Below are 24,497 nucleotides of genomic sequence, written 5' to 3' on the forward strand. Positions count from 1 at the left end.
GTGAACAGCCAGACTAACCAATCGCGGCGCAGGAGGCATCCCGGCGCGTCTCCCGCTACAATAGCGGGCTTGTACTGCCCGCCGAGGGGCGCTGCGACCGTTCCATCACGCGGAGTCATCCGTCGTCGGGAAACGGCCAGGCTCGGCGCGGCACGTTCCACAACGGCGCCCGGTTGATTGTCACTAACCGGAGACATTTATGAACGCCGTTACCAAAGAAACCACCCACGACTACAAGGTCGCCGACCTCTCGCTCGCCGACTGGGGCCGCAAGGAACTGGACATCGCCGAGCACGAGATGCCGGGCCTGATGTCGATCCGGAAGAAGCACGCCGCCACGTTGCCGCTGAAGGGCGTGCGCGTGACCGGCTCGCTGCACATGACGATCCAGACCGCGGTGCTGATCGAGACGCTGAAGGACATCGGCGCCGACGTGCGCTGGGCCTCGTGCAACATCTTCTCGACCCAGGACCACGCCGCCGCCGCGATCGCCGTCACTGGCACGCCCGTGTTCGCCTGGAAGGGCGAGACACTGGAGGAATACTGGGACTGCACGCTCGACGCGCTGACCTTCCCCGGCAAGGGCGCCGACAAGTACCTCGGTCCGGAGCTGGTGGTCGATGACGGTGGCGACGTGACCCTGCTGATCCACAAGGGCTACGAGCTGGAGAATGGCTCGAAGTGGGTCGACGAGAAGGCTTCCTCGCATGAGGAACAGGTGATCAAGAACCTGCTCAAGCGCGTGCACGCCGAACGCCCGGGCTTCTGGCACACCGTGGTGCGCGACTGGAAGGGTGTCTCCGAGGAGACCACCACCGGCGTGCATCGCCTGTACCAGCTGGCCGAGGCCAAGTCGCTGCTGATCCCCGCGATCAACGTCAACGACTCGGTGACCAAGAGCAAGTTCGACAACCTGTACGGCTGCCGCGAATCGCTGGCCGATGGCCTGAAGCGCGCGATGGACGTGATGCTGGCGGGCAAGGTCGCCGTGGTCTGCGGCTACGGCGACGTCGGCAAGGGCTGCGCGCATAGCTTGCGTGCCTACGGCTCGCGCGTGGTGGTCACCGAGATCGATCCGATCAACGCGCTGCAGGCGGCGATGGAAGGCTTCGAGGTCAACACGGTTGAATCGACCCTGGGCCGCGGCGACATCTACGTCACCACCACCGGCAACAAGGACGTGCTGACGCTGGATCACCTGAAGGCGATGAAGGATCAGGCGATCGTCTGCAACATCGGCCACTTCGACAACGAGATCCAGGTCGACGCGCTGAATGCGATGGCCGGCGTGACGAAGATCAACATCAAGCCGCAGGTGGACAAGTACGTGTTCGCCGATGGCCGCGCGATCTTCCTGCTGGCCGAAGGCCGCCTGGTGAATCTCGGCTGCGCCACCGGCCACCCGAGCTTCGTGATGTCCAACTCGTTCTCCAACCAGACCCTGGCACAGATCGACCTGTGGGCGAACAAGGACACGTACGAGCCGAAGGTCTACATCCTGCCGAAGAAGCTCGACGAGGAAGTCGCGCGTCTGCACCTGGAGAAGATCGGCGTGAAGCTGACCACGCTCACCAAGGAGCAGGCAGGCTATCTCGGCGTGCCGGTTGAAGGTCCGTACAAGCCGGATCATTACCGCTACTGAGTCACGGAAAAACCTGAGCAATACCCGGAAGGGCGCATTTATTGCGCCCTTCTTTGTTCATGCGCAGCAGCTTTCTGAATGCCTCAATGCGCGTCGCCAGTGTTATCCGGCGAGAAACGCCGCCGGCACATAACGCACCTTGCCGATACCCGCGAACCAGCGCAGCTTGAGATACGCAGGCAGACCTCGCACCAGAGTCCAGCGGTTCACTGGATGGATATCGTTGTGCGCCACCTGCAAATGTGATGGCTCGACGGGCATCACCGTGGTCGACACGGATCGCATCCAGTTCACCTTCCCGCGCATGCTGCCGCGCCGTTGCCGTTGCGCCTGGATCAGCTCCTCGTACGGAAATGCCACGTCGCGTCCATGCTCTCGAAACAAACGTTCCTGCCAGACGAACAGCGACTGCAACTGCGGGTGATCCGCAAAGTGCGGCACGATCCGCAGCGGTCGCAGCAGCGACGCCAGAGTGATATCCGCCGCACTGAAACGACCGCCGACCAGGAAGCCGCCGCACTCCAGTTGCGCGGCAATCGGAACCAGTTGCGCCTCCAGCGCCTCGTATACCCGATCCTCGCGGTTGTAGTGAAAGCGGAAACGCAGAGTCAGCATGGCGCCCAGCACGGGTGCGGCCAGCGCACGCCATACCGGCCGTGTGAACAGGCCACCGGCGACATTCGGCATGAACAGCCGCGACAGCACGTTCGGGCACTCCATGATCAGCTGGGTGTAACCCAGCCGGCGTGCGTGCAGCCCGAGCGTGGAGTCGAGCCGCAGCATCCATTGCCATACCGCTTCACGCTCGACCGGATCAGCGGGCAACAGGGCGTGCTCCGGATAGGTCTCGTCGAGGTAACGGATGATCGGCGAGGAATCGCTGATCGCCACGCCGGTGGCGGTGTCGTGGATCAACGGCACCGTTTGCGCACATGCAAAGCGCTGCATTTCCTTCTTGTTGAAGGCAACGATGTCGATGCCGCGCCATTCGAGCTGCTTGAAATCCAGTGCCCAACGCACCTTTTCCACGTAGTGCGACCAGTGCAGCTTGTACAGCTCGATCATGAGCGCCCTCCTTGTCGAACCATCGCAATGGGGCCGCCATACCGATGCCGCAAGCCGCCGCATGGCAACGGTACGGAATCAATCACATATATCGCTTCATCGCGAGATAGAGATATATACTTGCCGGTATCGTCCATCTGGAACCTCTGCGATGCCGGCCATCAGCTTCGAATTCTTCCCACCCAAGACCGACGAGCAGCGCACGCAGCTGGATCGCGCCGCTCAGGTACTGAAGGCCTACCAGCCGGAGTACGCCTCGGTCACCTTCGGTGCGGGCGGCTCGACGCTGAGTTACACCGGCGACACCGTGGCACGGCTACATGTGCAGCATGGTCTCAATGTGGCGCCGCACCTGTCCTGCGTGGGCGGCACGCGCGCCGAACTGGCTACCTTGCTGGACGAATACCGTACGGCCGGCTACCGCCGCATCGTCGCGCTGCGTGGTGACATGCCTTCGGGCATGGCCACGGCGGGCGACTTCCGCTACGCCGCCGAGCTGGTGGGCTTCATCCGTGAGCACTGTGGCGACCACTTCCATATCGAAGTGGCGGCGTATCCGGAAACCCACCCGCAGGCGGACGATGCGTTGCGCGACCTGCAGCACTTCAAGGCGAAGATCGACGCCGGCGCGAACGGTGCAATCACCCAGTATTTCTTCAACCCTGACGCGTATTTCCGCTTCGTCGACGATGTGCGCAGGCTCGGCGTGGATGTGCCGATCGTGCCGGGCATCATGCCGATCGCCAATTACACCCAGCTGAAGCGTTTCTCCGACATGTGCGGTGCCGAGATTCCGCGCTGGATCGCCAAACGCATGCAGGCGCACGGCGATGACGCCGATTCGATCCGCGCACTGGGTGCCGAGGTGGTGGCCCAGCTGTGCCGGCGCCTGCTCGATGGCGGTGCACCGGGGCTGCACTTCTACACGCTCAACCGCGCCCGGGCGACGCAATCGGTGCTGCAGCAGCTTTCCTGAGCCGGCGGACGGGTATGCTTGCGGGATGCGCCGGTTAGCTGCCTTGCTGTGCCTCCTCTTGCTCGCCTTCGCCTGGACTGTGCCTGCGATGGCGCAGACCGAGATTCATCGTTGCGTCGGTGCGGACGGCCATCCGCTGTTCACCGACCAGCCCTGTGCCGCCTTGCAGGCCACGCCGGTCAGCCCCGCGGCCGTGGCCAACGTCAGCAACTTGTCGAGCGTGCCGCCGCCCATCATGTGTGCGGCGAATCTCGGTGAATTGCGCCAGAGCGTGATCGATGCCTTTGCCAGTCACGACGCCAACCGGTTGGCCGGCCTGATGCTGTGGGGCGGCTACGGTCGTGGTGCGGCGATTGCGGACATCCGTTCGCTGGGTTCCCTGATGAGGCAGCCATTGCTCGATATCAGTCCTGCCGATGATCCGGCGTCCTCTGCCAGCAGCGCAGCGAAGCCCGCACCGGCCGGCAGCATGGCCGATCCGTTTGATCCGGCGCCGGCTGTCGCCACACCAGTCTCCGGCAACCAGCTGGTACTGCACACGACCGGCAGCGATGGCAACGGCGACCCGCGGGAATTGCGCTTTGACATCGTGCGCCGAGCCGGCTGCCTGTGGCTGCGCAACGCGGATTGAATCCCCAGCAGGTATCATGGGCAGTCCCCATTGGAGAAGCGACATGGCGCAGCAATACCCCGAGTGGATCTGGCAGAACGGAAGCATCAAGCCATGGGCCGAGGCGACCACGCATGTGATGTCGCACGCGCTGCATTACGGTTCATCAGTCTTCGAGGGCATCCGCAGCTACGCCACACCCGATGGCGCCGCGATCTTCCGGCTCACCGATCATCTCAACCGGCTGTACCAGTCCGCCAAGATCTACGACATGGTGCTGCCTTACTCGGCCGATGAACTGGCTGCGGCCTGCCGTACGGTGATCCAGAAGAACGGCCTCGGCGCCGCCTATCTGCGCCCGGTCGCGTACCGCGGACTGGGCGGCTTTGGATTGTCGGCCGAAACGCCGATCGACGTTGCCGTGGCAGCGTGGCCCATGGGGCCGTACCTCGGGCCGGAGGCGCTGGAGAATGGCATCACCGCCTGCGTGTCGAGCTGGCAGCGCTTCGCACCCAACACCATCCCGGCCGGCGCCAAGGCCGGCGGCAATTATCTGTCCGGCCAGCTGATCGCGCGTGAGGCGCGCCGGCTCGGCTTCGGCGAAGGCATTGCACTCGCCTCCAGCGGCCTGCTCAGCGAAGGTGCCGGCGAGAACCTGTTCCTGGTGTTCGACGGCGTACTGCACACGACACCGGCCAGCGCCTCGATCCTCACCGGCATCACCCGCGACACGCTGAAGACGCTGGCGCGCGAAGACGGTATCGAGGTGGTCGAGCGTGACCTGCCGCGCGAATACCTGTATCTGGCCGACGAGATCCTGATGTGCGGCACCGCCGCCGAAGTCACGCCGATCCGCGCAGTCGACGGCAAGCAGATCGGCAACGGTACGGCTGGCCGCGTCACCCGCCGCCTGCAGGAGTTGTTCTTCGGCCTGTTCGATGGCCGCACCCACGACAAGTGGGGTTGGCTGGAACCAGTCTGAGGAAAGCCTGGTGCCAGAAAAACGCCCCGCAGTGCGGGGCGTTTTTCTTTATGGAATCCGGACCGGCTTCAACTGAAGACGATGCTGGCGATCGCGCCGTTCGCATCGCTGCGCGGACGCATCGAGACATCCCAGCCATACAGTTCGCACAACCGGCGCACGATCGCCAGGCCAAGGCCGGCACCGCTGCCGCCGGCACCTTCGCCGCGCACGCCGCGCTGGAACAGGCGCTCGGCATCCTCCGGCTTGATCCCGGGGCCGGTGTCGATCACCTCGATGCGCCCCTGACCCACCTCGACCCGTACGCTGCCTTCGAGCGTGTACTTGATCGCGTTGCCGATCAGGTTGGTCAGCGCTACCGACAATACCGAGGCCGGTGCATTGATGCTGACCAGTTCGTTGACCGTCAGATCGATGGTCAGCGGCTTGCCGCGCATCTGCGGGCGCTGGCTCTCGATCACGTCGGCCGCGACCTTGCCGACCTCGGTGGTTTCGCCACGGGTCGGGCCACGCCGTTCGGCACGCGACAGCAGCAGCAATGCCTCGATCAGCTCGGTCGCCTGGCGCGAAGCGCGCTCGATGCGCTTCAGCCGCTCGCTCAGCTTCTCGGTGAGATCGGGCGAACCCTGCAGCAGTTCGGTGGTACTGGCGATCACCGCCAGCGGCGTGCGCAGCTCATGGCTCACGTCGGAATTGAACTCGCGATCCCGCTCGACCATCGCGGTGAGCCGTGCCGAGTATTCATCCAGCGCGTGTGCCAGCTCGCCCACTTCGTCGTCGGCGAAATGCGGTGCCAGCGGCTCGGCCTTGCCGGCCTTGCGGAAATCGCGCAGACGGTTGGCCAGCTCGCTCACAGGCTTGAGCACCTTGCGCGAAAGCCACATGCCAAGCACCAGCGAGAGCAGACCGAACAGGAACACCGCGCCGATCACACTTATCAGCAGCTGCCGTTTGCCCAGTTCGTCGCGCGATACGTCATAGCGCAGAAAACTGATCACGCCGTCCTGTCGCCGCACAGCCAGCTTGTAGCGCTTGATCTGGCCGTCCGCACCGGTTTCGGCGATGTCGTGTACGCCAGTTCCCAGCTGTTGCCAGTTCAATGGCGCCTTGTAGATCGTGCGATCACTCCACGTCCACGCCTTGACGATGTTGAAATGCGGGATCTGCGTGGGATCCGCACGCACCTGCGCATTGAGGTTGTCGACCTCGTCCTGCAGGCTCGCCGTGACCAGTTGATCCTCCACCTTGGCGCGCACATTCAACGCAGCCACGGCAAACAACGCGCTGAGGCCGAAGCCGAACAACGCGAAGGAGACGATCAATCGAAACCGAAGCTTACGCCTGGACTGCATCCGGCTCGACCATCCGATAGCCAATGCCGTGCCGCGTATGGATCAGCGGCTTCTCGAACGGTTTGTCGATGGCGGCGCGCAGGCCGTGGATATGCACGCGCAACGAATCGCTGTCCGGCAGCTCCTCACCCCAGACGCGCTGTTCCAGATCCTGCCGGGTAACCACCGACGGACTCGCCTCCATCAATGCCTGCAGCAGCTTCAGGCCGATCGGATTCAACTGGATCGACTTGCCCTCGCGATTCACGGTGAGTGTGTCCAGGTTGAAAGTGAGGTCGGCCACCTTCAGCACGCGACTCTGCGGACCCTTGCCGCGACGTGCCAGCACTTCCAGCCGCGCGGACAATTCCTGCAGCGCGAACGGCTTGGTCATGTAGTCGTCGGCCCCGGATTCGAAACCGGTGAGCTTCTGCTCCAGCGCATCGCGCGCGGTCAGCATCAGGATCGGGGTCTGCTTGTGCGCCTCGTGACGCAGCTTGCGCGCCACTTCCAGGCCGTCCATGCCCGGCAACGTGAGATCCAGCACGATCACGTCGAAATCGTGCACCACCGCCAGATGCAGCCCGGTGACACCGTCGCCGGCGAAGTCCACCACGTGGCCACGGTCTTCCAGATAATCGCCGATGTTGGTCGCGATATCGCTATTGTCTTCAATCACCAGAACGCGCATGTGTCACTCCTGCGCAGCCGGCACACAGGACGGCTGAAGGTGCAAGCTTAACAAGCTTGCATGAACGAAGCGCGCCGCTTACGGCATAAAGCTGAACACGGCTTCGTGCGGACAAGAAAAAGGCCCAGATGCACGACTCGCCGTCGCCGCATCTGGGCCCAAACTACTGCCCCGTTACCATCATCTGCCGTCACCCACCCTCAGCGGTTGGAATGCCATGCAAAAAACAGTGTCATCTTTATAGGGGGACCGTGGTTACGGTGCAGTTAACCGGTACTCACTTCGCCGTTAAACAGGCCACGCAACCGCACCACCATCATGATCCGAATCAGCCCTGGACCGTCTACATGGACTCAATCGCCCGTATCCGCTTTATCCGGTTCACGACAGATATGCGTTCCCGTGACAATCTGGCAGCTGACCTGCGCGCGGACTTCCCGAGTGGTGCGCAAGCCGGAAGATACCCTTCCAGTGCGCCCCGCATTCAGCGTGAACGCCAAGGTCTGACGATACCGTTGTGCTGTTGTACCCAGCTCGGGCAACGCATACTTCCATGCACGCATTGCATCGATCGCCGCCAGGTCGAACACACCCGCAGGCTGGGCACTGACGACACGCGGATCCCGCACATCGCCGTTGGCAGACAAGCCAAACTCGATCACCACTTGTCCTTCCACACCTTGCACGAGCGCTGCATGCGGATAAACCGGCTGGCGAATCTGTAATGGTGTAGGCGCCAGTGCTCTGGATGAAGCCGCGGGAACAGCCGGCTCGGTAACGACCATCAAGGACTCGTCGTGACGAACTGGCGCCAGATCAGCAATCCGCAACGAGACCCGCAGCGGCATGACGCCAATCGACGCAATCGGCAGCGATGCAGCAACCGGATCCGTACTGTCCGGCATTGACGCCACACTCTCGATCGGCCGCAGCGCCTCGGCGTGCATCAATGCCAGATCGGCCGGATGCCACCTGACATCGGCCCGCGTCAACGACAATTCCAATGGAATCCACACCGACTGCAGTTGCGCAGCCACGCCGGCAAGGCTTTGTCGCAGATGGTTCTGCTTCCACTCAAGCCGCAACGTAAGCGCCACCAGCGCAGCACCGAGCAACACCGCTACAAAGCGGGCCGGCGTGCGCAGTAATGCGCCTTCACGCTCGGGCATGACCATGTGCTGCACGCGATCCAGCAGCACGCCACCACTGGCCGCCAGCAGCAAAGAGCCATGCCGTTCGCGCAATTCACCGAGTTCAGCCAACGCCGTCACGAACACATGCCGGCTGCCACCACTGACCGAAAGCGCCAGTTCGTCGCAGCAGATCTCTCGCTCATTGCGCACATCGCGCGAAATCCAGTGCACTACCGGATGATAGAAACACAGTGTCTCGAGAACGACCTGGAACAGATTGGCGAGCGGATCCCAGCGCCGCAAATGTGCCAGCTCGTGGGCAAGGATCAGTTCGATCTGTGTCGCAGGAAAATTGCATACCACCGCCAGTGGCAGCAGGATCACCGGCCGTATCCAGCCCACCACGGCCGGCGTGGCAATGACCTTGCTGCACAATACGGTAACGCGCCGACGTAAGCCGAAACCTGCAGCCATCGCGGCAACCTGATGCTGCCATTCCGGGATCAATGTGGCCATCCGCACCAGGGCCTTCAGCCCACGCCATTGACGCCATGCCCGCAGCGACAGCAGCAGCACGCCGGCCGACCATGCCAGTGCCAGCCATGGCAGCAGCCCATCCAGGCCGGCATCCCATGTTCGAGCGGTCGTGCCGAGCTCGACGCCTTGGCCACTCGCGGCAGGAGTCACCACGTCCGTGGCTGCCTGAATGACTGCGGGTGCTGCTTCGAGCAGCCGCCACAAGGTCAGCAACGGGCACAAGGCAAGTGCCAGCAGGATGACCATGCCGAAACGATAACGTGCCTCACCGCGAGGCAACGCCATGCGTGCCGCGGCATACAGCAACCCCAGCAATGCCCCCTGCCAGACGAAGTGCAGCAGTGTCCAGCCGATCACCCGTGCTCCGACCAGCATCACCGGTAGCGCGTCCATCACGATGCATCCTTGTCGAGCTTGTTCAACAGATTGCGAATCGCGCGCAACTCCTCACGACTGGCATGCTGGCTGCCGAGCGCATGCAAAACCAATTGCGAAGATGAGCCGTCGAACACGCGCTGCACCAGATCGACGAGGAATCGCTTCTGCGTGCGCTCCTTGCTCAGGATCGCGCGGTATACATGCGCACGCTGCGAATCGTCGCGCTCGACCAGTCCCTTGGCATGCATCACCTGCAGCAGTTTCAACGTCGTGGTGTAACCGGTGCTGATGCTGGGGCGGAGCACGTCGTGTACTTCGCGCACGGTGCATCCATCACGGGTCCACAGGACATGCAGAATCTCAAGCTCACCCTCGGTGGGTCTGGGACTGATCGCTGGCTGCGCCTTCATGCCGACACCTCGATTCGCTGATGCTGGAACCTGCCATCGTGACGATGGCAGGTCACGCGATGTTCAACCCTTGCCGCCGACCGGAGTATTCACCTGCCGCATCTGCTGCTGGAAGTTCTGGGTGTCACGGTGTTCCTGTTCGATTTCACGATAGGTGCGGCAGGTCGTCTTGGGAATATGGGAACCCAACGGCGCGACTGACTCGCATACCAGCCGCTTGTCGTCACGATGGGTCAGGATCGCGTTGACAGCCTCCTGATCGTTGAACAACTGGACTTTCGCGCTGGCATCCATCTGCGCCGTGGTGTCGTATTTGTCGAACAACGACTGCATGTCGGCGAAGTTCGCATCGACCTTCTCGCGCTCACCCTTGTCGACGAATTCATAGCGTCCACCGGGCTGCATCTGTTGATGCACGGCCGCGACCACTGCAGTGAAATCGCTCTTGTTCTCTGCCTTGACGATGACTTCCGTCTTGTAGGCGTAAACAGCACTTGCCTGCAGCAGAGCCGCACCCACAACCGCACCCACCAGCCAGAACCTCAGTTTCATGCCCCACTCTCCCCGGATCAGGTCGTGTACCGATGCGGAACACCCGACACCCGATCATCCTGCGACGGATGCTAGGTCAGCTGGCCAAACACTGTCAACGAAGATGTTCGTACTATACGTTTCGTAGTGCGCTCCGGCGCATGCGTCCAGCCGGTGCCGTGCCACCGGCCTGGGCGAGCAACAGGTCCATGATTGCGCCAGCCACGTCGACGCCGGTGGCGGCCTCGATACCCTCCAGACCGGGCGAGGAATTCACTTCGAGCAGCAGCGGCCCGCGGTTGGAGCGCAGCAGGTCGACGCCGGCGATGCCCAGCCCCAGCGCGCCGGCGGCACGTACCGCGATGCGCTTCTCTTCCGCGCTCAATGTGGCGGCCATGGCCGTACCACCGCGATGCAGGTTGGCGCGGAACTCTCCCGGGCTGGCATCGCGCTGCATCGCCGCCACCACCTTCTTGCCGACCACGAAACAACGCAGGTCGCTGCCCTTCGCCTCGGCGATGAACTCCTGCACCAGGAAGTTCGCGAACAGGCCGCGGAATGCCTCGATCACGCTTTGCGACGCACTGCGTTTCTCCGCCAGCACCACGCCGGTGCCCTGGCTGCCTTCGTTGAGCTTGATCACATGCGGCGGATCGCCGAGCAAGGCCAGCACATCGGCCGTGTCATCCGGGTTGTCGCCGAATACTGTGATCGGCATGTCGATACCCTGCGCAGCGAGTATCTGCAGGCAGCGCAACTTGTCGCGCGCGCGCAGTACGGCGTCGGACGGGTTGGGCGTGTACACGCCCATCATTTCCAGCTGGCGCAACACGGCCGTGCCGTAGAACGTGCTGGTGGTACCGATGCGCGGGATCACCGCGTCGATGTCGCGCACCTCCCTGCCCTTGTAGCGGATTGCCACGGCGCCCGGCGCGATGCGCACATAGCAGCGCAGTGGATCGAGTACACGCACCACGTGGCCACGCTCGCGTGCCGCCTCGACCAGTCGCTTGGTCGAATACAGGCGCGTGTTGCGCGACAGGATCGCAATCTTCATAGAGAGGCCATCACGAAAGGTCAGTGGCCACGACCAGCGGCCGCGACTGGGTATAGGAACGTGCCGGATCCACCACAAAACGCCCGCACAGGGCGCTGCGGCCAAGCAGCAAGGGAAACAGCATATGCCGCCGATCGGTCAGATTGATGTCGGTGCTGAAGCGTTGCCCGGCCAGTTGCACCTCACTGCGGATAAACCAGCGCTCGGTGCGTCGTCCACCGGTATCGGTCACTGCACGCCGATCCAGTGCCGGCGCCTCGCAATGCACAGGCACTGGCTGGCGCCGGCCGACATGCATGGTGAAGCGCAGCCAGGTGATGCCATCACGCTGAAAATCTTCGAGGGTATCGACATGCAGCGAGCTGCTGCGTGCACCGGTATCGAGCTTGGCCTTGAGCAGGCCGATGCCCAGCTGCGGCAATGCCAGCCGCTCCCGCCAACCGAGAGTTATCAGATCCGCCATATAGGTTCGGGATTGCTCGGTGGGGATCGCGGAGTGGAGCGGGTGAAGGGAATCGAACCCTCGTCAGTAGCTTGGGAAGCTACAGCTCTACCATTGAGCTACACCCGCCTTGGCCGGCGGATGGTAGCGCGTGACAAGCGCCGTTGGAAAGTCGGCCCGCTCAAGTTGCATTCCATGCAAACAGTGGCCTCCCTGATGCGCGCCGGAGGTACGCAGCTGGCCATCCTCCCCAACGCCACGTGAACCCGAGATGGCGGCCAGCTGAATTGCCCGTCACGTGGTCGGCGAAACTAAGATCGACCTGACTTTTGTTATGCCCATAATTACGCCGTCATCGGCGCCATGTTCCAGGACTGTTTGGCAGCTCGAATGGACTCATCGCGCGATGACACTCGCGCTCACCAGGGGAATCTTCACATGCACGTGTTTGCCAAAATCCTTGCTCCCATGCGCCGCAGCTGGCGACCGCTGGCGATCGTGCTGCTAGGCACGACCGTTGGTCTGGTCCAGGCGCAATCTGCCGACGACAACAGTGCCGATCCGCCGAGCCGGGTGGCACGGTTGTCGTACATGGCCGGCGATGTGGGCTTCCTGCCATCCGGCGCGACCGACTGGAGCGACGCCAACCTCAATCGCCCGCTGACGACCGGCGACCGTCTTTCCAGCAGCCAGGGCGGCCGTGCCGAACTGGAACTGGGTGGCAGCACCCTGCGCATCGCCGGCCGGACCGATCTCGGCCTGCTCAGCCTGGACGATCAACTGGCCCAGCTCGAATTGACCCAGGGCACGCTGAACCTCACCGTGAGGCAGCTTGATCAAGGGCAGAGCTACGAGATCGATACCCCGACCGTGGCCCTGGTGGTCGACCAGCCGGGAACGTTCCGCATCGATATCGGCAACAACGGTGGCAGCACGCAGGTAACCGCCTTCAATGGCGATGCCACGGTTTACGGCGAAAACAATGCGCAGCGCACAGTCCACGCCGGACGCAGCTACAGCTTCGTCGATTCCAGTCTGGGCGCAGTAGCCATCAACGACATCGGTGGTGGCGACGCCTTTGACGCATGGTGCAACGATCGCGACAGCCGTTACGCGCAATCCACCTCCAGCCAGTATGTGTCGGACGATGTGGTCGGTTCCCAGGATCTGGATCAATACGGCAGCTGGCAGACCACCAGCGATTACGGCGCGGTCTGGTTTCCCGCCAGCGTCGCTGTCGACTGGGCACCCTATCGCAATGGCCATTGGGCTTATATCGCCCCGTGGGGCTGGACCTGGGAGGATGATTCACCGTGGGGCTACGCCCCGTATCACTACGGGCGTTGGGCTTATATCGGTGGTCACTGGGGTTGGCTTCCCGGGCCACGTGGCGTGCGCGCCATCTATGCTCCGGCACTGGTGGCGTTCGTCGGTGGCGGTGGCTGGTCTGTCGGCATCGGCGGTGGCCCGGTCGGCTGGTTCCCGCTTGGTCCCGGCGAAATCTACAACCCGTGGTATCGCGCCAGCCGCGGTTACTACAGCAACGTCAACATCACCAATATCCGCGGCTATCGCGGCTACGACCGCAACACGATGATCAACAACATCAACATCCACTACAACGGCTACCGCAGCGGCCGACCGGTAAACGACGCACGCTACGCCAACCGCGACGCGCCCCACGGCTTCTCGGCCATGCCGGGACAGGCGTTCGCCGGTGGGCAGCATGTGCAACACAATCTGGTGCGTGTCGATCAACGCCAGCTGGCTTCGGCCGCCGTGCTGCCGCGCGGCACCAGCCTGCGCCCCGCACCAGGCAGCATCGCACTCCCACGCAGCTCGCATGCGCAGTCGCTGCCTGCCGCTGGCTTCCAGCGCGAAGTGGTCGCCCGTCATGCGCCGCCGTCGACACGCACGACGGCTTCGTTCAACAACCTGGCCGGCCCGCAACGTGCCGCCACACCGGGCGCCAACGTCCGTGTGCTGAATTCTCGCGGTCCTGCCGTGCCGGTGGATCGTTCGCAGCGCAATCTGCCGCCCACCTCCAACGTGGCGGCCGGCGTACCGATCGGTGTGCCGCAAGGCAATCGTGGCGAACCGCGCCAGGGTGATCTGCCGTCGTCACGCTTCGCCCGTTCGCAAGCCGGCGACGCTTCCGGAGGCATGCCGCCGGAACCGCGCGGGTCGATGCCACGCCCGGATGCCAGCTACACGCCCGGCGCCAACCAGGATCGAGGGCCGCTGCCACCTGAAAACCGCACGCTGCCTCAGGTGCCGCAGATCCAACGCGCCACCGTGATCAACCAGCCGCAGCCGGCTGCCGATCGGCCCGCACCTCGTTACGAAAGCGAGCGCGGCATGCGCGATGACACCCAGGCGCCACGCAGCGACAACGGTACGCGCGCGTATCCCAACGAGCCGCCGCGTACGATGGCCGAACCGGTGCGTCAGAGCTATCAGCAGCCGCAGTACCAGCAACCGCAACGCAGCGCACCACAGTACGCACCACCACCGCGGACAGTGGCACCAGCGCAGCCACAGCACGCGGAACCGCGTCCAGCAGAGAAATCCGAACCGCGCAAGCGTGAGGATGACCGTCAGCACTGAGCAACATGCTATCGAGTCCAGGCAAAAGCCCGCGTTCCTGCGGGCTTTTGCTTTTGGGGTCACTCTGCAAACAGCGTCCGGCACGGGAATCGCTACAATACGCGGATGCACATCATGCTCAATGGCCATCCGCGCGAGTGCGCTCCCGCCACCACCGTCGCGCAACTGCTCGAACAAGCCGGTTATGCAGGGCGTCGCGTGGCGGTGGAACTCAACCAGGAAATCGTGCCGCGCAGCCAGCACGCCAGTCGCACCCTGGCCGACAGTGACCGCCTCGAAATCGTCCACGCCATCGGCGGTGGCTGAGTCCGCACATCCTGTCGGCCTGTCGTCCAGCCCGCGCATCTCCAAGGCAGCACCATGAATTTCAAGAGCAACGACCTCACTGACCCGCTGATCATCGCCGGCAAAAGCTATGGCTCGCGCCTGCTTACCGGCACCGGCAAGTACAAGGATTTCGATGAAACCCGCGCCGCCTCGCAGGCGGCCGGTGCCGAGATCGTCACGGTGGCGATCCGTCGCGTTAACATCGGCCAGGACGCCGGCCAGCCGAACCTGCTCGACGCGCTGCCGCCGGACCAGTTCACCCTGCTGCCGAACACCGCCGGCTGCTATAACGCGGTCGACGCGGTGCGCACCTGCAAGCTGGCACGCGAACTGCTCGATGGTCATCAGCTGGTGAAGCTCGAGGTGCTGGGCGATCAGCGCACGCTGTTTCCCGACGTGGTGGAGACACTGAAGGCTGCCGAGATCCTGGTCGCCGATGGTTTCGAAGTGATGGTCTACACCAGCGACGATCCGATCCTGGCCAAGCGCCTCGAACAGATCGGCTGCGTCGCGGTGATGCCGCTGGCCGCGCCGATCGGCTCGGGCCTCGGCATCCAGAACCGTTACAACCTGCTGGAGATCATCGAAAACGCCAAGGTGCCGATCATCGTCGACGCCGGTGTGGGTACGGCCTCGGACGCCGCGATTGCGATGGAACTGGGCTGCGATGGCGTGCTGATGAACACCGCGATCGCCGGCGCGAAGGATCCGGTGCTGATGGCGCATGCAATGAAACTGGCGATCCAGGCCGGCCGCGCCGCGTTCCGTGCCGGGCGCATTCCGCGCAAGCGCTACGCTTCGGCGTCCAGCCCCATCGACGGCACGATTGGCTGAAGCCCGCACTGCTCCTCCTGCTTCAGGGGGAGACCGCGACCGAAGGGAATCCCCTCTTCGGGAGGAGGGGGCAAAGCTCTTGAACCGAGAAACCAGATCAAGAGCAACCCCTCCCCAACCCTCCCCTGCCTTGCAGGGGAGGGAGACAAACTTCTTCTGGATTCTGCATGACTGATCGCGACGACAACGCTCCCGAATACATGCGCCGCATCCGCAGCTTCGTGCTGCGCGAGGGCCGCATGACACCGGCGCAGCAGCGCGCGTTCGACACGCTGTGGTCGCGCTTCGGCATTGACTATCGCGGCACTCCGCACGACTTCAACGCGAACTTCGCCCGCCATGCGCCACTGGTGATGGAGATCGGTTTCGGCAACGGCGAGGCACTGGCCTGGGCCAGCGAACACGATCTGGCGCGCGACTTCCTCGGCATCGAGGTGCATGGCCCCGGCGTCGGTCGCCTGATGAATGCGCTGGCTGCACGCGACGCCGGCAATGTGCGGCTGTACAAGCACGACGCGGTGGAGGTGCTCGAACACGAGATCGCGCCAGGTACGCTGGCCGAAGCACGCATCTGGTTCCCCGATCCGTGGCACAAGAAGCGTCACAACAAGCGCCGGCTGATCCAGTCGGAGTTCGTCGCCCTGCTCGCCTCGCGCATGGCGCCGGATGGTTTGCTGCATCTGGCCACCGACTGGCAGCCGTATGCCGAGCACATGCTCGAAGTGATGGAAGCAGCGCCGGACTGGCGCAACGCGATCGGTCCCGGCCAATACGCCGAGAAGCCTGCGTGGCGCATCGAGACGCACTTCGAACGACGCGGCCTGAAGCTTGGTCATGGCGTGTGGGACCTGCTCTATCGCAAGACCTGAGCGCGTCACCCTGCATGAGCATGCAGTCGAGGTTCACCAGCGACCGCATCGGCACGCTTATACTGCGGCAATCCACACAGGGACGAATCGACGCAGCGTGAAGCTTCCACTGCCCCGCCGCATCCGCCGTAACCAGCTGCCCTTGCGGGACCTGAGAGCCTGCTTATGATCTCCAAGTGCCCCGCGTTGTCCTCGAGTGGCCGCCAGGTGGTAGTGCGTGGTTTACACCTTTCTCGGTGCGCAGCGCCTGACTGGCCGTCAGGCCAAGCCGCGCACCGAGAAAGGTGTAAACGCTGCCGCATGGCGGCCACTCGAGGACAACCCTGCGGGCCGGGTCTGTTTGCCCGCATGCAGGCGTCATCACTCAGTCGTGGACGGACGTCCACTCCTTCGTTCTTCCTTGGTCTGCGTGCAAACAGCTCCCGGCGCGGGGTACTTGGAGATCATAAGCAGGCTCTAAGCTAGTGGGACTCTCGCTCACCCCCGAAATGATCCTGGTACTCGGGCTGGTGGGTTTCACCATGCTGATGCTGGTGCTGGAGTGGATCCGCGCCGACATGGTGGCGCTGCTGGTGGTGGTGGCGATCGGCCTGACCGGACTGATCCCGTCCGACCGCGTGTTCAACGGCTTCGCCGGCAATGCGGTGATCGCGATCATCGCGATCATGATCATGGGCGAAGGTCTCGACCGCGCCGGCGTGCTCAACCTCACCGCGCGCTTCGTGATGCGCATGGCGCGCGGCGTGGAGTCGCGCCTGGGCCTGGTGATCAACCTGGTCGCCAGCCTGTTCAGCGCGGTGATTCCCAGCCAGGCGCTGGCCGCACTCATGATTCCGGTCAGCAGCCGCCTGTCCGCGCGCACCGGCGTGCCGCTGTCGCGGCTGCTCCTGCCGATGGCGTTCTGCATCCTCACTGCGACCAACACCACGCTGATCGCGAACTCGCCGCTGATCGTGCTGAACGACCTGATCGCCAGCGCCAACGTGAACCTGCCACCGGGCGCGCATACGATTCCGAAGTTCGGCCTGTTCAGCGTCACCCCGATCGGCCTGGCACTGGCCCTCGTTGGTGTGGGGTACTTCTACTTCTTCGGCCGCAAGCTGCTGCCCGGTCACGAAGACGAACGGCTGAAGGTGACGCCCGGGCGCACCGAGAGCTACTTCGCCGAGACCTACGGCATCGGCGGCGAGACCGCCGAACTCACCGTTACCGCGGAAAGCCCGCTGGTCGGCATGAGCATCGGCGAGGTCGAGCAATTGCATGACGCGCCGCTGATCCTGGCGATCAAGAGCGGCAACGATGCGCGCATGGCACCGCCGGCCGATCACGTGATCTGGGTCGGCTCCGTGCTCGGCGTGCTCGGCCCGCGCGATCAGTTGACCCAGTTCGCCAACAACCAGCTGTGCCGACTGTCGACCCGCATGCGCCAGCTCGGCGAACTGTTCAACCCGACCCGCGCCGGTATTTCCGAAGTGGTGATTCCGCCGGTCTCGCGCTTCATCAAGCAGACCGTGGGCGACCTGCGCCTGCGCAAGCGCTTCGGCATTTCGGTGTTGGCAGTGACCCGTGGCGACCAGGTGTTCCGCGACGACGTGCGGGCGGTGACCCTGCGTGCCGGCGATACCGTGGTGCTGCACAGCAACTGGCGCGACCTTTCGCTGGCCGCCGAGGACAAGGACCTCGTCGTCGTCACCGACATCCCGAAGGAAGAACAGCGCCCCGGCAAGATCTGGCAGGCGGTGGGCTTCTTCGTGCTGGCCAAGTGCCTGGCGCTGTTCACCAACCTCGATCTGTCGGTGGCGATGATGACCGGCGCGATCGGCATGCTGCTCACCGGTGTACTGAACATGGACGAGGCCTACAAGGCGGTCAACTGGAAGACGATCTTCGTGACCGCCTGCCTGATTCCTCTGGGTTGGTCGATGGATTCCACCGGCACCGCCGCATGGATCGCCCAGGAAGTGCTGCAGCATCTGGGTGGCCATTCGCACTGGCTGCTGCAGCTGTGCCTGGCCATCCTCACCCTGCTGTTCTCGCAGGTGATGTCGAATGTCGGCGCCACCGTGATGATGGTGCCGATCGCGATCAGCGTGGCCGTGGCCACCGGCGGCAACCCGTCCGCCTACGCATTGATCGTCGCGGTATCCTCGTCCAATACCTTCCTGCTGAGCTCCGGCCATCCGGCACTGATGATGGTCACCGGCCCCGGCGGCTACAAGGGCAAGGATTTCCTGCGCGTCGGCGCGCCACTGACCCTGCTGGTGCTGGTCGTCACTCTGGTCGCGATCAACCTGCTGTTCCACTGAGCGCGCTGACCGCGTGCCACGTAGTGCATCTGTGCTTCAGCTGCGCCGGAAGAACGCCGCGAACGCCGCGACCGTGCGCTCCACGCCATCGTCGTCGATATCCAGGTGCGTAACCAGGCGCAGCGTGGGCAGGTAACCGATGCTGATGCGGATGCCCGCTTCGCGCAGATGGACGTCCAGATCGCGCAGGCGCTCGGCGGCCACATTGACGAACACCATGTTGGTGAACTGGCCGAGCAGATCGACACCGGCGATCTCGCGCAGCCGTCCGGCCAGATAAGCCGCGCGCCGATGATCGTCGGCCAGTCGCGCCACATGATGATCCAGCGCGTGCAGGCAGCCGGCAGCGAGGATACCGGCCTGACGCCAGCCGCCACCGGTCACCTTGCGCCAGCGCCGCGCCTTGTCGATCAGTGCATGCGAGCCGACCAGCACCGAGCCGACCGGCGCGCCAAGACCCTTTGACAGGCAGATGGATACGGTATCGAAATGCCGCGCGATCTCCCGCGCCGGCACGCCGCAAGCTACCGCAGCGTTGTACAGACGCGCGCCATCCAGGTGCAGCCCAAGCCCGTGCGCACGCGCCACGTCGTGCGCGGCAGTCAGGTAATCCAGCGGCAGGGCACGGCCATGCCAGGTGTTCTCCAATACCAGCACGCGCGTGCGCGCGAAGTGCGGGTCGACCGGCTTGATCGCCGCCTCGATGTTCTGCAGCGGCAACGTACCATCCGCCGCCTGCACGATCGGCTGCGGCTGGATCGAGCCGAGCACCGCCGCGCCCCCACCCTCGAACTTGTAAGTGTGCGCATCCATGCCGACCAGGTATTCATCGCCGCGTTCGCAATGCGCCAGCAGTGCCAGCAGGTTGGACTGCGTGCCGCTGGGCACGAACAGCCCCGCATCGAAGCCCAGATCTTCAGCCATTCGCCGCTGCAGCGCATTGACCGTGGGGTCCTCGCCATAGACATCGTCGCCGACTTCGGCGGCCAGCATCGCTGCCCGCATGGCCGCTGTGGGCCGGGTCACGGTGTCACTGCGCAGGTCGATCATGTCCACGGCAAAACCTCTCGATCAGGAAACCCCGCCAGCTTGATCGGTCACACGAAAACGAGCAACCGGCCAGCGTCGCGCGTACCCGTTCCGTAGTCCGATTCAGTCGATCTCCAGTAGTAGCATGGCGACATTCGCGCCATGCAGTCGCGCGCCCAAGGGATTCTGTCGCCGTGTCGATCCTGCGTCTCTACCTGCGCGTGCTTGCGCTGCTCGCACCCGAACGCAAACTGGCGATCACGTTGGCGCTGGCCAATCTTGCGCTGGCAGGAATCTACTTCCTCGAACCGATGCTGTTCGGTCGCGTGGTCGATGCGCTGGCGTCGCCGCAGGCAGGCCATGCGCCGCGACTGATCGCGCTGTGGGCACTGGCCGGCTTCGGTGGCGTGCTGGCCGGCGTATGGGTTTCCCTGCATGCCGATCGACTCGCGCACCGGCGGCGGCTGGCCGCGATCGCGGCGTTTTTCGAACATGCCGCCGCGCTGCCGCTGGCCTTCCACGGCGAATACCACACCGGCCGCCTCTCGCGCATCATGAACAACGGTGTCGGCAATCTGTTCAACCTGTGGCTGAGCTTCTTCCGCGAACACCTCGCCACCTTGCTGTCGATCTTCGTGATGGTGCCGATCGCACTGACCATGAACTGGAAGCTGGCGCTGCTGATGATCGCGTTGATGCTCAGCTTCGCGGTGTCCAATGCGATCGCGGTGCAGCGCACGCACAAGGCGCAGGGCGAGGTGGAGGAGTTGCACCACGAGATCGCCACGCGCGCCGGCGATGTGTTCGGCAACGTCACCGTGGTGCAGAGCTTCACCCGACTCAGCGCCGAGGCGGCTGCACTGAAGGAGATGATGAGGCGCGTGCTGGCCGCGCAGTATCCCGTGCTGCGCGGCTGGGCGATCCTGTCGGTGCTGAACCGCGCCGCCAGCACACTGACGATCGTGGCGATCTTCGCGCTCGGCGCCTCGCTGCATGCACGCGGCGAAGTGACCGTGGGCGGCATCGTCAGCTTCGTCGGCTTCGCCTTGATGCTGATCGGCCGGCTCGAACAATTCGCCAGTTTCATCTCCGGCCTGTTCTTCCAGACCCAGTCGCTGCATGACTACTTCGCGGTGCTCGACCAGCGCCCGGCAATCGTCGATGCACCTACTGCCAGCGTGCTGCCGCGTGTGCGCGGCGAGGTGGTATTCGATCGGGTCAGCTTCGGCTACGACCCGGTGCAGCCTGCGCTGCACGAGCTGAATTTCCGCGCTGCGCCCGGCAGCACGATCGCGCTGGTCGGCCCCACCGGGGCCGGCAAGAGCACCGCGCTCAGCCTGCTCTACCGTGCCTACGATCCGTCCGGCGGACGCATCACCATCGACGGCCAGGACATCCGCACCGTCACGCTCGACTCGCTGCGCCGGAACATCGGCGTGGTATTCCAGGACCCGGGCATGTTCTACCGCTCGATCCTCGACAACCTGCGCATCGGCAAGCCGGATGCGAACCTCGCCGAGATCGAACAGGCCGTGGCCGCCGCCGAAGCCGCTGCGTTTATCGCGCGCAAACCGGAAGGACTGGAAACACTGGTAGCCGAGCGTGGTCGCTCGCTGTCCGGCGGCGAACGCCAGCGCCTGGCGATCGCCCGCGCAATGCTGAAGGACGCTCCGATCATGGTGCTCGACGAAGCCACCAGCGCGCTGGACAACGCCACCGAGGCACGCATCCAGCGCGCGCTCGACGCGCTCACCCGTGGCCGCACGACCTTCGTGATCGCACACCGGTTGTCCACCGTGCGCAACGCCGACATCATCCTGGTGCTGGAGCAGGGCCGGCTGGTGGAACAAGGCCGCTTCGACGAACTGATACGACAGGATGGCCTGTTTGCGCGACTGGCCGAGGACGGCAAGTTTGCCCCGGACGCAATGCCCGCCAGTGATATCGATGGCGAGACCACCGAATCGCTGGCGAAGATTGACTGATCCTGCAAGCGGATCGCGCAACATCGCGACGGCATGAACCGTCGCCCGCCGAATACGGATACCGCTTATCGGACGATCTGGAAATGCACCATCAGCCAGCCGGCGGAAGCGCTGAGATAGATGCAGACGGCCAGCCAGAATCCGAAGGAATCCTTGTTCCACATATGCTTGTTCATACCTACCCCCCAAGGCATTGCGAGCCGTGGCGCCAACGATGCGCTCACTCTCGACACCTGGGGACAAGCCAGCTTCGTACCAGATTGCCCGGTTGCCGGCAGATTTCGGCACGGAATGACAGCGTCGCGACGGCAATCACACTCCGGGCGTGCCATACCGCACGTTTCACTGGCTCCGGGGTGCCTACCGGTCAGGGTGCCCGTTGAAATCAGCATGGACCGATATCGCGTCCGATAGCGTGCACTGACGCAAATGGTCGCCCGCTGCCGCAGCAGGTCAGATCAGAACCGTCAGGCGTGTCGGCGGAAATACAGCCATGCCGCCAACGCCAGGATCAGCGCCGGCAACAGGTTGGCGACCAGCGGCGGAATGCCATAGACCGTACCGAAACTGACCATTGCCTTCTGCAGGAAGTACCAGCCGATCGCAAGCAGCATGCCCATGAACATGCGCTTGCCGAGACCGCCGGAACGCAGCGCACCGAACGCGAACGGCATGGCGCAAAGCACCAGCACCAGCACATTGAGCGGATAAAGTGCGCGCGCCCAGAACGCGATCGCATACACGCCAGGACTCTCGCCGTTACCTTCCAGATAATTCATGTTGCGGCGCAGATCGCGCATGGCCAGGTATTGCGGCTGGATCAGCGACTCCTGCAGCACGTTCGGATCGAGCCGCGAATCCCACTGTTCGTTGCGTGTCGTCGTGGTATGCGTACCGTGCTCGTCCAGCGTGGTGCTGCGCACCTGGTCGAACACCCATTGCTTGCCATTGTGCTCGGCGGTCTTCGCCCAATCGAAACGGCTGAGCTGTCCGTCCGATGTCATCGTGAACACGCGCACGTCCGCCAGCTGCACCGCGTCATGCCCGTCAACCTGCCGCAGCAGACTGCTCTTCGCATTGATGAAACGATTTCCGTCGCGCGCCCACAGACCACTGCTGGTCTCGCCGAGTGCGCCAGACGAGCGCACGCGAAGATCCATCGCCTGCGCCTGCTGGTCGCCCCAGGGTGCTGCCGTCTCGCCAAGGATCATTACGCCAACCGTGACCACGGCAACCACACCGACAGCGGAGACGGCAATGCGCAGCTTGGAGAGGCCTGTCGTGCGCAGTGCCGTCAACTCGCCACTCGCGGCAAGACCGCCAAGGCCGAGCAAGCCGCCGATCGCCGTCGCAAAAATGAACATCTCGTACAGGCGCCGCGGAATCGTCACCAGCACGTACACGATGGCATTGCTCAGCGTGTAGCCGTTCTTGCCGATATTGCCGAGCTGGCGCAGCAGTTGGAAGACCGCGTCCAGGCCTGCAAGTACCAGCCAGACCGTCAGCAGCGAGGTGAGTACCGTGATACCGATCAGCCAGTCGACGCGCTTGATGCGGAAGATAGCCATCAGACGGCCGCCTTTCGAAGCTTGCGTGCCACGTACTGACTGCGGAACATCCAGGCGGCAAACAGGAACACCAGCAGGCTCACGAACCACATCGGGCCGGCATGATGCCAGTGACCCTTGGCGATCTGTCCGCGGCACAGTGCCAGCAACAGGTAGTACGCGTAGAAGCTGACCAGCGCCAGCAGCAGACGCCCGAAGCGTGGTTCACGTGGACTCTGCCGCGACAGTGGCAGCGCCAGCATCAGCAGGACCAGACTCATGGCGGGCGCGATGGTGCGCCAGGCAAACTCGGCGCGCGCGTCGGCATTGTCGGTGCGCATCAGCGCGAAGGTGTCCATGCTCGCCGCGGGATCCTCCGAGCTGTCGGATTGCACGTTGGACAGCGAGGCATCATTGCGCTCGTACTGCATCTTGCGCCAGTTGTCGGCACCCAGCGGTATCTCGTATTGCCAGCCGTCATACAGCGCGAGGAAACGATCCGTGCCGCTGCTTTCCTGATAGAGCTGACCATGCTTGCCGCTGATCACCTTGAGCTCGCGGCTGCCATCCTTGTTGGTGCGCTCTCTGGAGATGAAGGTGTTGCCGAGTACGCTGCCATCACGGCTCAGCGTGTCGACAAAGATGATGCCGCCCTTGTTCGGCAAGGGCGTGAAGCGACCTGCATCGAGACCGGCCGCAATCACGGAACGGTTGGCCGCGGCCACCAGGGCATCGGAGGTGCGTGCCGCCCACGGCCCAAGCCAGAGCGAGACCATGGCCACCAGCAGCATGACCACGATCGCCAGCAGGGACATCGGCCGCAGCAGGCCACCTGCGCCCATGCCTGACGAGGCCAGCACATGCATTTCGCTCTCGCGATACATGCGGCCCAAGCCGTACAGCACGCCAATGAAGGCAGAGAGTGGCAGCAGCGTGGGCAGGCCCTGGATCATGTTCAGGCCCAGCACCTGGAACATCACGCTGGCCGGAAAACTGCCATTGGCCACCTGCTTCAGCACCTGCGCAAAGGTAGTGCCGGACATGATGGCCAGCAGCACAATCGCGGTGGCAAGCATGGTCTGCCCCAGTTCGCGCAGGAAATAACGATCGAGAATGCTCAGCATGGGATAAACTTGTTCGCTTCCTCGCCATGCCCCATCCGGCCGGCAAACCACAAGTCTAGCCGGTCCGGCCGCTGCCGGGCCCAT

Annotated in this window: 21 protein-coding genes, 1 tRNA gene and 1 riboswitch; of the genes, 10 read left to right on the plus strand and 12 right to left on the minus strand. The window is 63.9% G+C overall.

Features of this window, described 5'->3' with window-relative positions:
- The first annotated feature begins 77 nt into the window (after positions 1 to 77).
- A riboswitch (S-adenosyl-L-homocysteine riboswitch) is annotated at positions 78 to 178 on the plus strand.
- A gap of 21 nt (positions 179 to 199) precedes the next feature.
- Positions 200 to 1,642 carry an adenosylhomocysteinase gene (gene ahcY, locus B0E51_RS18750; protein ID WP_077446396.1) on the plus strand — a complete coding sequence of 481 codons (1,443 nt, stop codon included), beginning with the start codon at positions 200 to 202 and terminating at the stop codon, positions 1,640 to 1,642.
- Positions 1,643 to 1,744: 102 nt separating this feature from the next.
- Here the strand turns inward: ahcY and B0E51_RS18755 are convergent, their stop codons facing one another.
- Positions 1,745 to 2,707 (minus strand): glutathione S-transferase family protein, encoded by a 963-nt coding sequence (locus B0E51_RS18755; protein ID WP_168172685.1) that lies wholly within the window; start codon positions 2,705 to 2,707, stop codon positions 1,745 to 1,747.
- Between the two features lie 151 nt (positions 2,708 to 2,858).
- On the opposite strand from B0E51_RS18755, the gene metF reads away from it, so the two are divergent.
- Genes metF through B0E51_RS18770 form a run of 3 tightly spaced genes read left to right on the plus strand, consistent with a single transcriptional unit; the run spans position 2,859 to position 5,275 of the window.
- Positions 2,859 to 3,683, plus strand: a complete 825-nt coding sequence (gene metF, locus B0E51_RS18760; protein ID WP_077446398.1) for a methylenetetrahydrofolate reductase [NAD(P)H] — start codon at positions 2,859 to 2,861, stop codon at positions 3,681 to 3,683.
- Positions 3,684 to 3,726: 43 nt separating this feature from the next.
- The gene (locus B0E51_RS18765; protein WP_254424578.1) at positions 3,727 to 4,314 is read left to right on the plus strand and encodes a DUF4124 domain-containing protein; all 588 of its coding nucleotides are present in this window, start codon (positions 3,727 to 3,729) and stop codon (positions 4,312 to 4,314) included.
- A gap of 43 nt (positions 4,315 to 4,357) precedes the next feature.
- Positions 4,358 to 5,275 (plus strand): branched-chain amino acid transaminase, encoded by a 918-nt coding sequence (locus tag B0E51_RS18770; protein ID WP_077446400.1) that lies wholly within the window; start codon positions 4,358 to 4,360, stop codon positions 5,273 to 5,275.
- A 68-nt stretch (positions 5,276 to 5,343) separates the two neighbouring features.
- On the opposite strand, the gene B0E51_RS18775 is transcribed toward B0E51_RS18770, so the two are convergent.
- From B0E51_RS18775 to B0E51_RS18810, 8 genes are all read right to left on the minus strand, one after another.
- Positions 5,344 to 6,627 carry a HAMP domain-containing sensor histidine kinase gene (locus B0E51_RS18775; RefSeq protein WP_077446401.1) on the minus strand — a complete coding sequence of 428 codons (1,284 nt, stop codon included), beginning with the start codon at positions 6,625 to 6,627 and terminating at the stop codon, positions 5,344 to 5,346.
- Positions 6,611 to 7,297 (minus strand): response regulator transcription factor, encoded by a 687-nt coding sequence (locus B0E51_RS18780; RefSeq protein ID WP_077441131.1) that lies wholly within the window; start codon positions 7,295 to 7,297, stop codon positions 6,611 to 6,613. The genes B0E51_RS18775 and B0E51_RS18780 overlap by 17 nt, the downstream gene beginning before the upstream one ends.
- Positions 7,298 to 7,650: 353 nt before the next feature.
- The gene (locus B0E51_RS18785) at positions 7,651 to 9,360 is read right to left on the minus strand and encodes a M56 family metallopeptidase (RefSeq protein ID WP_077446402.1); all 1,710 of its coding nucleotides are present in this window, start codon (positions 9,358 to 9,360) and stop codon (positions 7,651 to 7,653) included.
- Complete coding sequence (locus B0E51_RS18790; RefSeq protein WP_077446403.1) at positions 9,360 to 9,755, minus strand: BlaI/MecI/CopY family transcriptional regulator; 396 nt, start codon at positions 9,753 to 9,755, stop codon at positions 9,360 to 9,362. Before B0E51_RS18790 ends, B0E51_RS18785 begins: the two co-directional genes overlap by 1 nt.
- A gap of 63 nt (positions 9,756 to 9,818) precedes the next feature.
- On the minus strand, positions 9,819 to 10,307 hold the full coding sequence (locus B0E51_RS18795) for a hypothetical protein (RefSeq protein WP_077446404.1): 489 nt from the start codon (positions 10,305 to 10,307) through the stop codon (positions 9,819 to 9,821).
- Positions 10,308 to 10,419: 112 nt separating this feature from the next.
- On the minus strand, positions 10,420 to 11,343 hold the full coding sequence (gene rimK, locus B0E51_RS18800; protein ID WP_077446405.1) for a 30S ribosomal protein S6--L-glutamate ligase: 924 nt from the start codon (positions 11,341 to 11,343) through the stop codon (positions 10,420 to 10,422).
- A gap of 10 nt (positions 11,344 to 11,353) precedes the next feature.
- The gene (locus tag B0E51_RS18805; RefSeq protein WP_077446406.1) at positions 11,354 to 11,806 is read right to left on the minus strand and encodes a RimK/LysX family protein; all 453 of its coding nucleotides are present in this window, start codon (positions 11,804 to 11,806) and stop codon (positions 11,354 to 11,356) included.
- Positions 11,807 to 11,840: 34 nt separating this feature from the next.
- A tRNA-Gly gene (locus B0E51_RS18810) sits at positions 11,841 to 11,914 on the minus strand.
- A 309-nt stretch (positions 11,915 to 12,223) separates the two neighbouring features.
- On the opposite strand from B0E51_RS18810, the gene B0E51_RS18815 reads away from it, so the two are divergent.
- The 5 genes from B0E51_RS18815 (at position 12,224) to B0E51_RS18835 (ending at position 18,728) form a co-directional block, all read left to right on the plus strand.
- A complete protein-coding gene (locus B0E51_RS18815; protein WP_077446407.1) occupies positions 12,224 to 14,392 on the plus strand; it encodes a DUF6600 domain-containing protein in 2,169 nt (722 codons plus the stop codon).
- Between the two features lie 105 nt (positions 14,393 to 14,497).
- Positions 14,498 to 14,698 carry a sulfur carrier protein ThiS gene (thiS, locus tag B0E51_RS18820; RefSeq protein ID WP_077446408.1) on the plus strand — a complete coding sequence of 67 codons (201 nt, stop codon included), beginning with the start codon at positions 14,498 to 14,500 and terminating at the stop codon, positions 14,696 to 14,698.
- A 54-nt stretch (positions 14,699 to 14,752) separates the two neighbouring features.
- On the plus strand, positions 14,753 to 15,553 hold the full coding sequence (locus B0E51_RS18825; RefSeq protein WP_077446409.1) for a thiazole synthase: 801 nt from the start codon (positions 14,753 to 14,755) through the stop codon (positions 15,551 to 15,553).
- Positions 15,554 to 15,720: 167 nt separating this feature from the next.
- Entirely contained in the window at positions 15,721 to 16,422 is a 702-nt protein-coding gene (gene trmB, locus B0E51_RS18830) for a tRNA (guanosine(46)-N7)-methyltransferase TrmB (RefSeq protein ID WP_077446410.1), read from the plus strand.
- A 488-nt stretch (positions 16,423 to 16,910) separates the two neighbouring features.
- A complete protein-coding gene (locus tag B0E51_RS18835) occupies positions 16,911 to 18,728 on the plus strand; it encodes an SLC13 family permease (protein ID WP_077446411.1) in 1,818 nt (605 codons plus the stop codon).
- Positions 18,729 to 18,764: 36 nt separating this feature from the next.
- On the opposite strand, the gene ltaE is transcribed toward B0E51_RS18835, so the two are convergent.
- Entirely contained in the window at positions 18,765 to 19,784 is a 1,020-nt protein-coding gene (gene ltaE, locus B0E51_RS18840; RefSeq protein WP_077446412.1) for a low-specificity L-threonine aldolase, read from the minus strand.
- A gap of 167 nt (positions 19,785 to 19,951) precedes the next feature.
- On the opposite strand from ltaE, the gene B0E51_RS18845 reads away from it, so the two are divergent.
- Positions 19,952 to 21,742, plus strand: a complete 1,791-nt coding sequence (locus B0E51_RS18845) for a glucan ABC transporter ATP-binding protein/ permease (RefSeq protein ID WP_077446413.1) — start codon at positions 19,952 to 19,954, stop codon at positions 21,740 to 21,742.
- Between the two features lie 467 nt (positions 21,743 to 22,209).
- Here B0E51_RS18845 and lptG read toward each other — a convergent pair whose 3' ends face one another.
- Positions 22,210 to 23,310, minus strand: coding sequence for an LPS export ABC transporter permease LptG (gene lptG / locus B0E51_RS18850; RefSeq protein WP_077446414.1), 1,101 nt, complete (start codon positions 23,308 to 23,310; stop codon positions 22,210 to 22,212).
- On the minus strand, positions 23,310 to 24,413 hold the full coding sequence (lptF, locus tag B0E51_RS18855) for an LPS export ABC transporter permease LptF (RefSeq protein WP_077446415.1): 1,104 nt from the start codon (positions 24,411 to 24,413) through the stop codon (positions 23,310 to 23,312). The genes lptG and lptF overlap by 1 nt, the downstream gene beginning before the upstream one ends.
- Between the last annotated feature and the right edge of the window lie 84 nt (positions 24,414 to 24,497).

This window comes from Rhodanobacter sp. C05, assembly GCF_002001165.1.
GTDB lineage: Bacteria > Pseudomonadota > Gammaproteobacteria > Xanthomonadales > Rhodanobacteraceae > Rhodanobacter.